Consider the following 13,829-nt stretch of genomic DNA (forward strand, 5'->3'; position numbering starts at 1 on the left):
AACTTTACGCCGCTCGTGTCGATGTGCAAGGCATAGCACTCGTCAGGTTGTGGACGCCACCCTCGTGCGTCTAATATTTCGCATACCCATTTCGGGCCCGACCTCGTTCGAAGGAACTATGCACACATGAAGAAGACCCTCACCAAGGCAGGGGCGATCGGCTTGGCAGCAGCCACGATCCTCACCGGCCTCAGCTTCGGCCCCGCGGCGGCGTCCGCCGCCCCCGTCGCATCGAATGTCCCGGCCGCGGTCGACGCAGAGGCAGGCGCGACACTCGGGTCCGACGAGTTCTTGCTCATCGGCCAGGCTGGTCCCTCGACGTTCTACGGCCAGCCCGACCCGCACTCGTACTGGAACATCGCCACCTACCCCACGAGGGAGGCAGCGGCGGCGAACGCGCGCAAATTGCAGATCCTCGACCAGGCGGACGGCTTCAGCATCAGGATCCCGGACGGGACCAGCGCGGGGACGTGCATCGGCCTGCCGAACCAGAGCTACAACATGATCACCTCCAGCTACGAATGTGGGACAGAGAACACCACCTTCGACACCGACGAGCAGGGGCGCCTTCGCATCGCCTCCTCCGGGAAGTTCGTCACGTCTCCGGTCGTGCTGGGGGCCTACAGCTACTTCGGTGTATCCGCTTCACCTGCCGCGGCGCTGAAGTTCGAGGGAATCGAGATTTTCTCGGGCAAAGTGGACTCGATCGACCTCGCAGCTCGGACCGCAGAGCTGTCCGGACGGGCCGTCCCGGGCTCGACGGTGGTCATCAACGACGACGTCGAGGTTCTCGTGAGCGACGAGGGCACCTGGTCCAAGACCGTCACCGGCCTGACCCTGGGTATGAACACGATCACCCTCCAGCAGTACGAAGACGGCGAGAAGACCGCTGACGCCACCGTCGACATCGACCTCGCCGTGCAGCCCGTGACCGCGACGACCACGTTCGACGCCGACCGGACGAAGGACGCCGTCCTCTCGGGCACCGCCCACCCCGGCGCCACCGTCATCGTCGGGAACGCCGCAGGCACCGAGATCGACCGGGCCCCCGCCTCCCCGACCAACGGCACCTGGGAGCTCGAGATCCCCGCCCCGAACCTCGGCGGCGACTACCCCGTCACCATCCACCAGCTGATCGACGGCGAGGAGAACGGCGAGATCACCGAGACCATCGCCTACGGCGCCGCGGTCGCGGTCACCCGCCCCGTCCCCGACGCCGACCACACCGGCGGACCCCTCACCATGCGGGGCACCGGAGAGGCCGGCGCCGAGCTGACCGTCCGCGAGCAGGGGCACCCCGACGTCATCGGCAGCGGGAACGTCCTCGCCAGCCAGACCTGGAACCTCAAGACCACGGACCTCGACGACCGCAGGCACGTCCTCGAGGTCACCCAGACCGGCAAGGGCGGCAACGTCACCACGTCGACCGTCACGATCAACCCCGAGGCCGACGGCGTCTCGCAGCCGTTCGAGCTGACCGCCCCGAAGGACGGCGACACCCTCACCGCCCCCGACAACCAGGTCGCCTTCACCGGCACCGGCACGACCGGCGACACCGTCGACATCGTCAACGCCTACAACGGCCGCGTGATCGCGACCACCACGATCGGCGAGGACGGCACCTGGTCCCGCACCGGCAGCGTCGGCTTCGGGGTCCAGAACCTGGAGGCCGTCGTCACCCGTGACGGCGCCCGCACCGATCACCCCTTCACGATCACCCTGCAGGCCTCCGACGGCGTGGAGCAGCCGTTCGCGCTGACCGACCCGAAGGACGGCGACACCGTCATCGCCCTGACGAACCAGGTCACCTTCACCGGCACCGGCACCACCGGCGACACCGTCGCGATCGTCAACACCTTCAACGGCCGCGTCGTCGCCACCACCACCGTCGACAGCAAGGGCACCTGGTCCCGCACCGGCAGCGTCGGCTTCGGGCTGCAGGAGCTCCGCGCCACCGTCACCCACGCCGGCGTCCCCGCCGACCACCCGCTGACCATCACGGTCAAGGCGTCCACTGGAGTCGAGGGCCCCTTCACCCTCGTCGCCCCCGCTGACGCCTCCACGGTCGTCGCTCCCGACAACCAGGTCGCGTTCTCCGGCACCGGCACGACCGGCGCTCGCGTGGTCCTCACCGCCGGCACCGGCCGCCATGTGGTCGACACGATCGTCGACGACGAGGGCAACTGGTCCGCGACCGGGTACCTCTCGCACCAGTGGTACGAGCTCGGCACCAGCTACACCGTCCCCGGGAGCGCCCCCGTCACCGGCACGACCACGGTGACGGTCGTCAAGACCGATGCCGTGATCGCCCCGTTCGCGATCCAGGCCCCGACTGACGGCGCCACCGTCGTCGCACCGGACCACATGGTCACCTTCACCGGCACCGGCGCCGCCGGCGCCACCGTCGAGCTGATCAACGACCTCGGCGGCCCCTGGGAGCGCGTCGTCGCCCGCGCCACGGTCGGCCACGACGGCACCTGGACCGCCACCGGCGGCCTCGGGTTCCAGACCTACCCGCTCGCCTACGTCCACACCCCGGGCGAGCTCGGCGGCACCTCCGCCACCGGCACCACCACCGTCACCGTCGCCGCGGCGTAACCCTCCGCGCTGACACCCCCCTCGTCGGCGCCCGCACCCCGGGCGCCGACACCCNGGACCCATGCGCACTCGCCCCACCACCCGCCTCGCCCTCAGCGGCCTCGCCGCCCTCGCCCTCGTCGCCGGCCTCGCCGCCTGCACGTCGTCCACCACCGACGACGCGGCCCCGACGCCGAGCACGACCCCCTCCGCCACGGCCGAGGCCGACGGCGCGCCCGTCGTCAACGAGTGCGTCGACGGCCAGGCCGTCCTCTCCGGCGCCGAGAAGGACATCTCCCTGCCCGACGGCTGCGACACCGTCTACGTCGTCACCAGCGACGCCACCGTCGACCTCGGCGGCCCCGTCGCGAAGCTCTTCTTCGAGGGCACCGGCAACACCGTCACCTACACCGGCGACGCCCCCGAGATCGGCGGCACCACGGACGGCGACGGCAACACCACCACCGCTCGCTAACCCCGCCCACCCGGGCTGCCCCGACAGCCTCGCCTCGGCCCCCGACACACCAGTCGGGGGCCGAGGCCGTTCGGCGTCACCGCCCCTCAGCCCCGGCCCTCCTCCCGCCTGCCGCCTGCCGTCGCCTCGCCCTGCACCGCGCAGCTTGCGATCTGCTGTGTGTCATGGCTAATGTCGCACATCACAGACCAGTCGGTGCACCGCACCCTGAGACAGGAGATCCATGCGCGCCCCCGCTCACCGCACCGTCCTCGCCCTCGCCCTCGCCACCGTGGGGGTGACGCTCACGGCGACCCTCGGCGCCGCGTCGCCGACGAGCCCCGCACCGGCCACACCGGTGCCGCATCCGACCTCCGAGGCGACCGCGCCTGCCCACGACCGGGTCGGCGAGCAGCGGGACGCGACCGACGACCCCGCGCGCGACGCGGCGTCGTCGCCCGCGCCTCCCGGGCCGACGACCTCGGACGAGGACGGGTCGGCTGACGCCCCCGAGCCCGAGCCCGATGCCGCTGCCGCTGCCGCTGCCGCTGCCGCCGAGCCTGCCGTCGCTGCCACCGCCGAGCCCGCCGCCGCCGTGGCCACCTCTGCCGAGCCCTCCGCCACGACTCCGCTCGTGGTCGTGTCGCCCGCGCCGTCGTCGACCGTCGAGTCGGCGGACGGCACGGTCCTGTTCCGAGGGACCGGCCAGCCGGGCGCCAGCGTCGTCCTCGTGACGGGCACCCAGCGGGCCGTGGTGAACGCCCGCGTCGCCGAGGACGGCACCTGGCAGGCGGCCGGGTGGCTGGGCCACCAGAGGTACGTGCTGACGAGCTACTACACCGCGCCCGACGAGGCGACCGTCCGCGGCAGCTACGACCTCGTCGTCGTCGATCCCCCCGTCCCGCTGGTCGTCGACCGGCCGGTCGACGGCAGCACGGTCGTCACCGACGACGGCCGGGTCGCCTTCTCGGGCACCGGCCGCCCCGGGGCGCGGGCGATCGTGGTCGCCGGCAACGGCCGCCAGGTCCTCAACGTCCCGGTGCTCGGCGACGGCACCTGGCGCGGCACCGGCCAGCTGGCCTTCCAGCGGTACGACCTCACGACCCGCCACGTCGTCCGCGGGCGCATCGAGACGACGGGCACCGTCAGCGTGGTCGTCCGCGCCTCGGCGACCCGCCCGTTCGCCGTCACGTCGCCGGCGCAGGGCGCGGTCGTGACCGCGCCCGCCGGCGTCGTGGACGTCGACGGAGACGGGGCTGTCGGCGCCGTCGTCGTGGTGACCGACGCCTCCGGCGCACCCCTCGGCCACGCCACGGTCGGCTGGACGGGCACCTGGACGGTGCCCGTGCCCCTCGGCACCGGGCCCCGGTCGCTCCGCCTGACGCACGAGCTGCCCGGCACCGCCCCGGTCACGATCGGCCTCGACCTCACCGTGCGGGACGGCCTCGTCGTGCGGCCGTTCCGCATCGACTCCCCCGCGGACGGCAGCACGGTCCCGGCTCCCGACAACGTGGTCGTGTTCGAGGGGCAGGGCGCCGCGCGCGCCACCGTCGAGCTGGTCAACGCGGCCGGCCGGGTCGTGGTGCGCACCACGGTGAAGGACGACGGCACCTGGCGTGCGGTCGGGCGGCTCGGCTGGCAGACCTACGCCCTCGACTACCTGCACTCGCCGCGCGACGCGCGCGGTGAACGCGCCGAGGGGGCGCTGGTGGTCACGGTCGCGCCTCGTTGAGCAGGGTCGGAGGCGGCACGGGCACGATGGGTCGATGATCACCGTCGACCTCGCCCGCCGCCTCCGCACCGCCGGGCTCCGCTGGCGCCCCGCGTCCGGGGACCGCTTCGTCGTCGAGCACCTCGCCGACGCCGACGAGGCGCCCGACGTCTTCACGCTGAGCGACATGACCATCGAGGCGCACCACTACCCGACCGGCACCGAGCTCGGCTTCAACGGCACGACGGAATGGGCGCTCGACTCGGTCTCGGCCGACGCGGCGCTCTGGCTGCCGCGGGAGGACCAGCTGCGGACGCTGCTCGGCCCGGCGTTCGTCTCGCTGACCCACGAGACCGAGGGCGACGAGCACCTCGGCTGGACGGTGCTGCTCCGCCCGCGGTCGACGGCCGACGAGCACGAGCACCACGTGGCGGACGACGCCGAGACGGCGTACGCCCTGGCGCTGCTCGCCTACCTCGACGCGTCGCTGCGCCTCGACGAGCCCGCCTGACGCGGCAGGACGGCCTGAGCCGCCCCAGGTCGTCCCGCCGCCAGGCCGTCGGTCGTCAGGTCGTCAGGTCGTCAGCGCCGCGTGCTCGCCGTGACCGTGAACTTCGGCGACCGGGAGACCTGCCGCGTCGTCCCCACGGTGCGCTCTAGGGCGCCGCGGTACGACAGCGACGAGTTGTAGACCGTCCAGAGCTCGCCCCCGGGGCGGAGCAGCCGCGCCGCGGCGTCGAACAGCTTCTGTGCGATGGCGGTGTGCACCGCGGCGCCGACGTGGAACGGCGGGTTGAGCAGCACCAGGTCGGCGCCGCCCTCGGGCAGCGAGTCGCCCGCGTCCGCGCGCCGCACCTCCACCTGGTCGGCCAGGCCGGCGGCGGCGATCGTCGCCCGGGCGGAGGCGACGGCCGCGGCCGACTGGTCGGTGGCGACGACCCGCGCTCCCGGCACCCGGCGCGCGTAGGCCGCCGCGAGCAGCCCGGTGCCGCAGCCCAGGTCGACGACCGACGCGGCCTCGGGCATCCGGTCGACGAGGTCGAGCAGCTGCCGGGTGCCGATGTCGATCCCCGACCCGGCGAACGCGGCGCCGTGGGCGACCACGGTCAGGCCGAGGTCGGCGTGCCGCTGCGACCGCGGCCACGGCGCCGAGCCGCCCGGTCGCGGGCCGGAGGCCGTCAGCAGCCTCGACTTCTGCCGGGCCAGCCCCGCGGACACCTGGCCGAAGTGGCGGCCGAGCACGTCGTTCATGGCGCGGGTCATGTGCTTGAGGCGGCCACCCGCGAGCACGACCACGTCCGGGGCGGCGTGGGCCGCCACGAGGGCCGCGACCTCGTCGAGCGCGTCGAGCGAGCGCGGCAGCTGCACGAGCACGAGCCGCGCCCCGACGACGAGCGCGGGGTCGAGGTCGTGCTGCACGACGGAGTCGAGCGACAGGTCGAGCCGGGCCGCGTTGGCCGCGAGGGCGCGCTCGCCCGAGAGCGAGTCCTGGTGCACTCGGACCGAGGAGGCGCCTCCTGCGACCGTGCCCAGGGTCAGGGCTCCGTACCGGTCGCCGACCACGACGACCTCGAACCCCGCGGACAGCCGTGACGCGGCCTCGTCGAGCAGGAGGCGGTCGGTCGCGTCGTGCGCGACCAGCTCGGGGGCCTCGACGTCGGGCCACCGGCGGAGCTGGTCGAAGTCGATCACGCCACGAGGCTACCGGGCACGCTGTGGCGAGACACCCCGGAGTGGACGGTGCACCCCCGAACGACGGGGTGCATCGTCCACTCCGGGGTGTTCCGTCCACGACGCCGGGCCGTCAGCAGGCGGCGGCGGGAGCGGCCGCGCGGCAGCCGCGTCAGCGTTCGGGGCGCCAGACGACCACGGCCGTCTGCCGCCGGGGGCGCATGCCCTGCCGCAGCGGCACGACGCCGCTCTCGCCGGCCGCGAAGACCCGCGCGCCGGGCCGGTTGACCAGCTCGTCGGCCAGGGCACGCTCGAGCTCGCGCACTCGCGACTGCAGCGACGTGACCTGGTTCTCGAGCTCGAGGATCCGCTTGATGCCCTCGAGCGAGACGCCCTCGCCGCCCAGCCGGCCGATCTCGCGCAGCTGGACGACGTCGCGCATCGAGTAGCGACGCGACTTGCCCGCCGTCCGCTGCGGGACGACGAGGCCGAGCCTGTCGTACTGCCGCAGCGTCTGGGCGTGCATGCCCGCGAGCTCGGCGGCGGTCGCGATGGCGAAGAGCGGCGAGTTCTCGTCCATGGTCGTCACGCCTGCGCGCGGGCCCTGACGATGAGGTCGTCGCGGGGGTTCTCGGCCGGGAGGGCCGCGGCCAGGGCCTCGACCGCCTCCTTCGCCTTGTCGCTGAGGTGCGACGGCACGGCCACCTGGACGGTGGCGAGCAGGTCGCCGGTGCCCGACTTGGTGACGACGCCGCGGCCCTTGACGCGCAGCACGCGGCCGGACGGGGTACCGGGTGCGACGCGCAGCCGCACGGGGTCGCCGCCGAGCGTCGGGACCTCGATGGTCGCGCCCAGCGCGGCCTCGGCGAACGTGACCGGCACGTCGAGGCGCAGGTTCTGGCCGTCGAGCTCGAACACCGGGTGCTTGCGCACGGCGATGGTGAGGACCATGTCGCCGCCCTCGCCGCCGTCGGGGCTGGGCTCGCCCTTGCCGCGCAGCCGGATCTTCTGGCCGTCGTGCACGCCCGCGGGGATGCGGACCTTCATCGGCCGGCCGTTGGCGCCCTGCAGCGAGATCGTCTCGCCGACGACGGCGGTCTGGAAGTCGAGCGTCGTCGTGGCCGTCATGTCGCGGCCCTTCTGCGGACCGCCGTAGCCGCGGTAGCCGCCGCTCGTCTGGCCGAAGCCGCCGCCGCCGAACATGCCGCCGAAGATGTCGTCGAAGCCGCCGCCGCCCTGCTGGCGGTACTGCGGGCGAGCGCCGCCCTGCTGGCCGCCGCCGAACATGCCGCCGAAGACGTCCTCGAAGCCGCCCCCGCCGCCGCCGGGGCCACCGCTGCCCGCGGTGAAGCGCGCGCCCGAGCCCATGGCCCGGATCTGGTCGTACTCGCGGCGCTGCTCGGGGTCGGAGAGCACCGAGTTTGCCTCGCTCACCTCTTTGAACTTCGCCTCCGAGGCCGCGTCGCCGGGGTTGGAGTCGGGGTGGTACTTGCGGGCGAGCTTGCGGTAGACCTTCTTGAGCTCTGCCGCCGTGACGTCCTTGGAGACACCGAGAACGGCGTAGAAGTCCTTGTCGAACCAGTCCTGGCTGGCCATCCGGCACCTCCTCTCTTGTCTCTGTGCCGTCGCTCGGGAGCGACCGCCGGGGAATGGGGGAGGCGGCGGGCCCCTTCTCGAGGAGCCCACCGCCCGTCGCGACTCGCGTCGCGGATGCCGCTACTGCGGCGTGTGCACCGCGACCTTCGCGGCCCGGATGACCCGGTCGCCGATCTTGTAGCCCGGCTCGATCACGTCGGCCACGGTGTTCACCGTGACGTCGGCGCTCGGCAGCTGGACCAGGGCGTCGTGCATGGTGGGGTCGAAGACCTCGCCCTTCTCGCCGACCTGCACGAGCCCGAACTTGTCGAGCCCGCCGCGGATCTTCTGCGCCACGATCACCATCGGGCCCTCGGCCAGGTCGCCGTGCTTCTCGGCACGGGCCAGGTCGTCGAGCGCGGGGAGGAGCGATCGCACGACCTCGGCGACCACGGCCTCGCGGTTCGCCTCGCGGTCGCGCTCGACGCGCCTCCGGAAGTTCACCAGCTCGGCCTGCGCCCGGAGCATGTCCTGGCGCATGTCCGCGACGAGGTCGCGGCTGGCGGCGTCGAGGATGGCCTCGTCGTCGGCGCTGAGCGGCTCGGCGCCCTCGGCCGCCATCTCGGTGGCCGCCTCGGCCGCGCCCTCCGGCGCCTCGGCGCCCGCGGGCACCTCGACGTCGGGGGCCTCGGCCTCGATCAGCTCGTCGGGGTCGGTGACCGCGGCGGTGCCGCCGTCCTCGGAGGGGGCGGCCGGCTCGGGACGCACCTCGCCCGTCTCGGGGTCGATGCGGCGCTTGTCGTTCACCACCGGCTCGTCAGGCGTGTTGCCGTTCTCGTCTGCCATGGGGAGACCGTCCTACTTCTTGTCGTTGTCGTCGTCGTCCACGACCTCGGCGTCGACGATGTCCTCGTCGTCGCCCTGGGCCTGGCCGTCGGCGGGGGCGCCGTCGGCACCGGCCGCACCCGCGGCGCCGGCCTGCTCGCCCTGGCTCTGCGAGTAGATGGCCTGGCCGAGCTTCGACTGGCTCTCGTTGAGCTTGTCGAAGGCGGGCTTGATCGCGGAGTCGTCGTCGCCGGCGAGCGCGGTCTTGAGCGCGTCGACGTCGGCCTGGACCTCGGACTTGACGTCGTCGGGCAGCTTGTCGTCGTTCTCCTTGATCAGCTTCTCGATCGAGTAGACGAGCTGCTCGGCGTTGTTGCGGGTCTCGTTGGCCTCGCGACGCGCCTTGTCTTCTGCAGCGTTCTCCTCGGCCTCGCGGACCATGCGCTCGATGTCGTCCTTCGAGAGCGACGAGCCGCCCGAGATGACCATCGACTGCTCCTTGCCCGTGCCCTTGTCCTTCGCGGACACGTGCACGATGCCGTTGGCGTCGATGTCGAAGGTGACCTCGACCTGCGGCACGCCGCGGGGGGCCGGCGCGATGCCGGTCAGCTCGAAGGTGCCGAGGTTCTTGTTGTCGCGGGTGAACTCGCGCTCGCCCTGGAAGACCTGGATGGCGACGGACGGCTGGTTGTCGTCGGCCGTCGTGAAGGTCTCGCTGCGCTTGGTCGGGATGGCCGTGTTGCGCTCGATGAGCTTGGTCATCGCGCCGCCCTTGGTCTCGATGCCGAGGCTCAGGGGGGTGACGTCGATCAGCAGGACGTCCTTGCGCTCGCCCTTCAGCACGCCGGCCTGCAGCGCGGCGCCGACGGCGACGACCTCGTCCGGGTTGACGCCCTTGTTGGGCTCCTGGCCGCCGGTCAGCGACTTGACGACCTCGGTGACGGCGGGCATGCGGGTGGAGCCGCCGACGAGCACGACGTGCGCGATGTCGGAGACCTTGACGCCCGCCTCCTTGATGACGTCGTTGAAGGGCTTCTTGGTGCGGTCGAGCAGGTCGCTGGTCCACTGCTCGAACTGCGAGCGCGAGATGGTCTCGTCGAGGTTGAGCGGGCCGTCGGCGGTGAGCGTCAGGTAGGGCAGCTGGATGGAGGTGGAGGTGCTCGACGAGAGCTCCTTCTTGGCCTGCTCGGCCGCCTCCTTCAGGCGCTGCTTCGCGATCTTGTCGGTCGACAGGTCGACGCCGTGGGCGTCCTTGAACTTCTTGATGAGGTGCTCGACGATGCGGTTGTCCCAGTCGTCGCCGCCGAGGCGGTTGTCACCGGAGGTGCTGCGGACCTGGATCGTCGAGAAGTCGTCGTCCTTGCCCACCTCGAGGAGGGACACGTCGAACGTGCCGCCGCCGAGGTCGAAGACGAGGATGAGCTCGTCCTCCTTGCCCTTGTCGAGGCCGTAGGCGAGGGCCGCCGCGGTGGGCTCGTTGATGATGCGGAGCACGTTGAGGCCCGCGATCTCGCCGGCCTCCTTCGTGGCCTGGCGCTCGGAGTCGTTGAAGTACGCGGGCACGGTGACGACGGCGTCGGTCACGTCCTCGCCGAGGTACTGCTCGGCGTCGCGCTTCAGCTTGCCGAGGATGCGCGCCGAGATCTCCTGAGGGGTGTACTTCTTGTCGTCGATCTCGACCTTCCAGTCGGTGCCGACGTGGCGCTTGACGCTCGCGATGGTGCGGTCGACGTTGGTGACGGCCTGGCGCTTCGCGGTCTCGCCGACCAGCACCTCGCCGTCCTTCGTGAAGGCGACGACCGAGGGGGTCGTGCGGAGGCCCTCGGCGTTCGCGATGACGGTGGGCTCGCCGCCCTCGAGGACGCTGACGACCGAGTTGGTGGTTCCGAGGTCGATTCCTACTGCACGTGCCATGGGTGGCGCTCCTTCGTTCTGGTGCGGTGCTGTCTGGGGGTGCCCGGCTGACCGGGCGAGGGCCCGGCGGACCGGGAAGACTGCCGCGGACCTTGAGTCCGCTGGCATCAACTTTACTCACGGTGTCGGTCGAGTCAAGCTGTGAACCTGAAAGTTGAGCCAGAACGACTCAAGGAGGTGCGGTGAGGGTCTGCAGGACCCGCGCCCGACCGGCACCGTGCCCCCGCCGTGCCCCCAGAGGGAGGCGCCGCCTCCTCCGCGACACCGGCGCCGACTAGGTTGACCCCCATGACCGCAGCGCAGACGCTCGCCGACGCCACCCCGATCCCCCGCCGCCGGGTCGTCTCGTGGGCGCTGTGGGACTGGGGCTCCGCCGCGTTCAACGCCGTCGTCACCTCGTTCGTGTTCAGCACCTACCTCGCGAGCGGCGCCTTCGTCGACCCGGAGATCGTCGCGGCGGCGGGCGAGACCGAGGCGCTGGCCGCGAGCGCCACCGTCATCTCGACCGCGCTGACGATCGCCGGCGTGCTGATCGCTCTGCTCGCGCCGGTGCTCGGGCAGCGCAGCGACGGTTCGGGCCGTCGCAAGCTCTGGCTCGCCGTCAACACCGGACTCGTCGTCCTCGCCATGCTGGCGATGGTGTTCGTGGCCCCGGCGCCGGGCTACCTCGTCTTCGGTGCCGCGCTGCTCGCCGTCGGCAACCTCTTCTTCGAGTTCGCCAGCGTCAACTACAACGCGATGCTCGTGCAGGTCTCGACGCCGAAGACGATCGGCAAGGTGTCCGGCTTCGGCTGGGGACTCGGCTACGTCGGGGGCATCGTCCTGCTCCTGCTCCTCCTGGTCGCCTTCCTGCAGAGCTTCGGCGTCGAGGGGCGCGGCGGCCTGTTCGGCGTCGCGACGGGCGCCGACGGCGGCTCGTGGGACGTCCGCCTGTCGATCGTCGTCTCCGCCGTGTGGTTCGCCGTCTTCGCGGTGCCGGTGCTGCTCAGCGTGCCCGAGCTGCCCGCCGCGCCGGGACGGCCCCGGGTCGGGATCGTGGGGTCGTACCGCCTCCTCGGCTCGACCATCGCGAAGCTCTGGCGCACCAACCGCCAGGTGCTGCTGTTCCTGCTGGCGAGCGCGGTGTTCCGCGACGGGCTCGCGGCCGTGTTCACGTTCGGCGCGATCATCGCCGCCCAGGTGTTCGGCTTCACGCCGAGCATGGTGATCTACTTCGCCGTCGGCGCGAACCTCGTCGCCGGCATCGGCACCTTCGTCGGCGGATGGCTCGACGACAAGGTCGGCGCCAAGACGATCATCGTCGGAGCGCTGGCGGGGCTCGTCGTCGCCGCGTTCGCGGTGCTCGCGATCGGCACGGCCACGAACCTGTTCTGGGTGTTCGGGCTCGCGCTCGCCCTGTTCGTCGGGCCGATCCAGTCGGCGAGCCGGTCGTTCCTGGCGCGCGTGACGCCTCCCGGCCGCGAGGGCGAGATCTTCGGCCTCTACGCGACGACCGGGCGCGCGGTGAGCTTCCTGGCGCCGGGGCTCTTCACGCTGTTCGTCGGGCTGACGGGCGACACCCGGTTCGGGATCATCGGCATCGCGCTGGTGCTGCTCGCCGGCCTGGTGCTGATGCTGCCGGTCAAGACCGTCCAGCGCGCCATCGACTGACCCCCGCGGTCCGCCCCGTCCAGGGACATCGGGCCCCTGGGCTCGCTCCTCCTCCTCACGATGGTGGCCCGGCAGGCGCTCGCCCCCTAGCGTGAACGGGTGACCTCCTTCGACGACGCCTACGAGCTCCGCACCTTCCCCGCCGCGATCGACGACGACGCGACCGCCGCCTGGTTCGCCGCCTGCCGACTGGGGTTCCACGAGGGCATCGACACCCCGGAGGGCGTGGCCGGCGACGCCCGACGCGCGGTCGCCGACGCCCGCGTGCTGACGGGCGCCTGGCCCCGCGAGCCGCGGCCCGGCACCCTCGACGACGAGCAGTGGCCCGTCGCCACCTTCGAGTCGTTCGAGCGCACCCTGCACGTCGGCGGCGGCACGCTGCTGCCCGCGCACCTCATCTCGGGCGTGACGGTGCAGCCCACCCACCGCCGTCGAGGCATCCTGCGGCGCATGATGACCGAGGACCTCGCCCGCGCCGCCGAGGCGGGCCTCGCCGTCGCGGCGCTCACCGCGAGCGAGGCGAGCATCTACCGCCGGTTCGGCTTCGGCACGGCGACCCGCGAGCGCACCGTGACGATCGACCGTCGCCGTCCGGTCCGCCTGCTCGCGCCGACCACGGGCACCGTGGAGCTCGTCCCGACCGCCCGCCTCGAGCCCGTCGCCCGCGAGGTCTTCGCGCGGTTCCACGCCCGCACGCCCGGCTCGATCGACCGGCCCGTCGGCAGCTGGGACCGGCGGCTCGGGCTCGCGACGGGCGAGGACCAGAAGCCCGACCGCAGCCTGCGGGGGGCCGTGCACCGCGCCTCCTCGGGTCGGGTCGACGGGTACGTCGTCTACCGCGTGACCGAGAAGTCGACCGAGACCGTGCTCGAGGTCGCCGACCTCGTGACGGCGACCGACGAGGCGTACCTCGCGCTGTGGGAGCTGCTGCTCGCGATCGACCTCGTGACGTCGATCACGTGGGCGGCCGCGCCGCTCGACGACCCGCTCGTCCACGCGCTGGACGACGCACGGGCCCTCACCACGACGCACGAGCAGGACCACGTCTGGCTGCGCCTGCTCGACGTGCCCGCCGCCTTCTCGGCACGGCCGTGGGCCGCCGACGGCGTCGTCACCGTCGCCGTCTCGGACGACCTCGGCCACGCCGCGGGCACCTGGCGGCTGACGAGCGCAGGAGGCGCGGGCACGGTCGAGCGCGCCGCCGTCCGTCGCGCGGACCTCGAGGTCGACGTCGCGACCCTCGGCTCGCTGTGGCTCGGCGGCGTCGACCCGGTGACGCTCGCCGCCGCGGGGCTCGTGCGGGAGCGTCGGGCCGGTGCCGTGCAGACGCTGCGCGCGATGCTCCGGCCCGAGCGGCCGCTGTACGGCGTCACGTCGTTCTGAGCGGCGCCGGCGGCGGCCCGACCGCCGCTGCGGCGCAGCCGTCGCCGCGGCCGGGCCGACGCTGCGGCC

The 13,829-nt window shown here is 72.8% G+C and carries 10 protein-coding genes; 5 read left to right on the top strand and 5 right to left on the bottom strand.

The genetic code is table 11. The annotated features are described in order from the left end of the window. The first annotated feature begins 126 nt into the window (after positions 1-126). The 3 genes from IFT90_RS15200 to IFT90_RS15215 all read left to right on the top strand — a co-directional run bounded on the left by IFT90_RS15200 (position 127) and on the right by IFT90_RS15215 (position 5,253). Positions 127-2,598, top strand: a complete 2,472-nt coding sequence (locus IFT90_RS15200; RefSeq protein WP_192043050.1) for a hypothetical protein — start codon at positions 127-129, stop codon at positions 2,596-2,598. Between the two features lie 677 nt (positions 2,599-3,275). Further along, positions 3,276-4,763 (top strand): hypothetical protein, encoded by a 1,488-nt coding sequence (locus tag IFT90_RS15210; protein WP_192043052.1) that lies wholly within the window; start codon positions 3,276-3,278, stop codon positions 4,761-4,763. Positions 4,764-4,797: 34 nt separating this feature from the next. Further along, the gene (locus tag IFT90_RS15215) at positions 4,798-5,253 is read left to right on the top strand and encodes a pilus assembly protein CpaE (RefSeq protein ID WP_192043053.1); all 456 of its coding nucleotides are present in this window, start codon (positions 4,798-4,800) and stop codon (positions 5,251-5,253) included. Between the two features lie 71 nt (positions 5,254-5,324). Here the strand turns inward: IFT90_RS15215 and IFT90_RS15220 are convergent, their stop codons facing one another. From IFT90_RS15220 to dnaK, 5 genes are all read right to left on the bottom strand, one after another. Further along, a complete protein-coding gene (locus IFT90_RS15220; protein ID WP_192043054.1) occupies positions 5,325-6,434 on the bottom strand; it encodes a methyltransferase in 1,110 nt (369 codons plus the stop codon). A 151-nt stretch (positions 6,435-6,585) separates the two neighbouring features. Further along, a complete protein-coding gene (locus IFT90_RS15225) occupies positions 6,586-6,993 on the bottom strand; it encodes a heat shock protein transcriptional repressor HspR (protein WP_123548604.1) in 408 nt (135 codons plus the stop codon). 5 nt (positions 6,994-6,998) lie between these two features. Continuing rightward, positions 6,999-8,009 (bottom strand): DnaJ C-terminal domain-containing protein, encoded by a 1,011-nt coding sequence (locus tag IFT90_RS15230; protein ID WP_192043055.1) that lies wholly within the window; start codon positions 8,007-8,009, stop codon positions 6,999-7,001. 120 nt (positions 8,010-8,129) lie between these two features. Continuing rightward, a complete protein-coding gene (locus IFT90_RS15235) occupies positions 8,130-8,834 on the bottom strand; it encodes a nucleotide exchange factor GrpE (protein WP_192043056.1) in 705 nt (234 codons plus the stop codon). 12 nt (positions 8,835-8,846) lie between these two features. Next, positions 8,847-10,727 (bottom strand): molecular chaperone DnaK, encoded by a 1,881-nt coding sequence (dnaK, locus tag IFT90_RS15240; protein ID WP_192043057.1) that lies wholly within the window; start codon positions 10,725-10,727, stop codon positions 8,847-8,849. 288 nt (positions 10,728-11,015) lie between these two features. Between dnaK and IFT90_RS15245 the strand changes: the two genes are divergently transcribed. Both IFT90_RS15245 and IFT90_RS15250 read left to right on the top strand, forming a co-directional pair. Beyond that, complete coding sequence (locus tag IFT90_RS15245; protein ID WP_123548523.1) at positions 11,016-12,377, top strand: MFS transporter; 1,362 nt, start codon at positions 11,016-11,018, stop codon at positions 12,375-12,377. 99 nt (positions 12,378-12,476) lie between these two features. Then, positions 12,477-13,760, top strand: coding sequence for a GNAT family N-acetyltransferase (locus IFT90_RS15250; RefSeq protein WP_192043058.1), 1,284 nt, complete (start codon positions 12,477-12,479; stop codon positions 13,758-13,760). The last annotated feature ends 69 nt before the right edge of the window (positions 13,761-13,829 follow it).

The sequence above is a fragment of the Frigoribacterium sp. CFBP 8766 genome, assembly GCF_014841435.1.
In the GTDB taxonomy this organism is placed as follows: domain Bacteria; phylum Actinomycetota; class Actinomycetes; order Actinomycetales; family Microbacteriaceae; genus Frigoribacterium.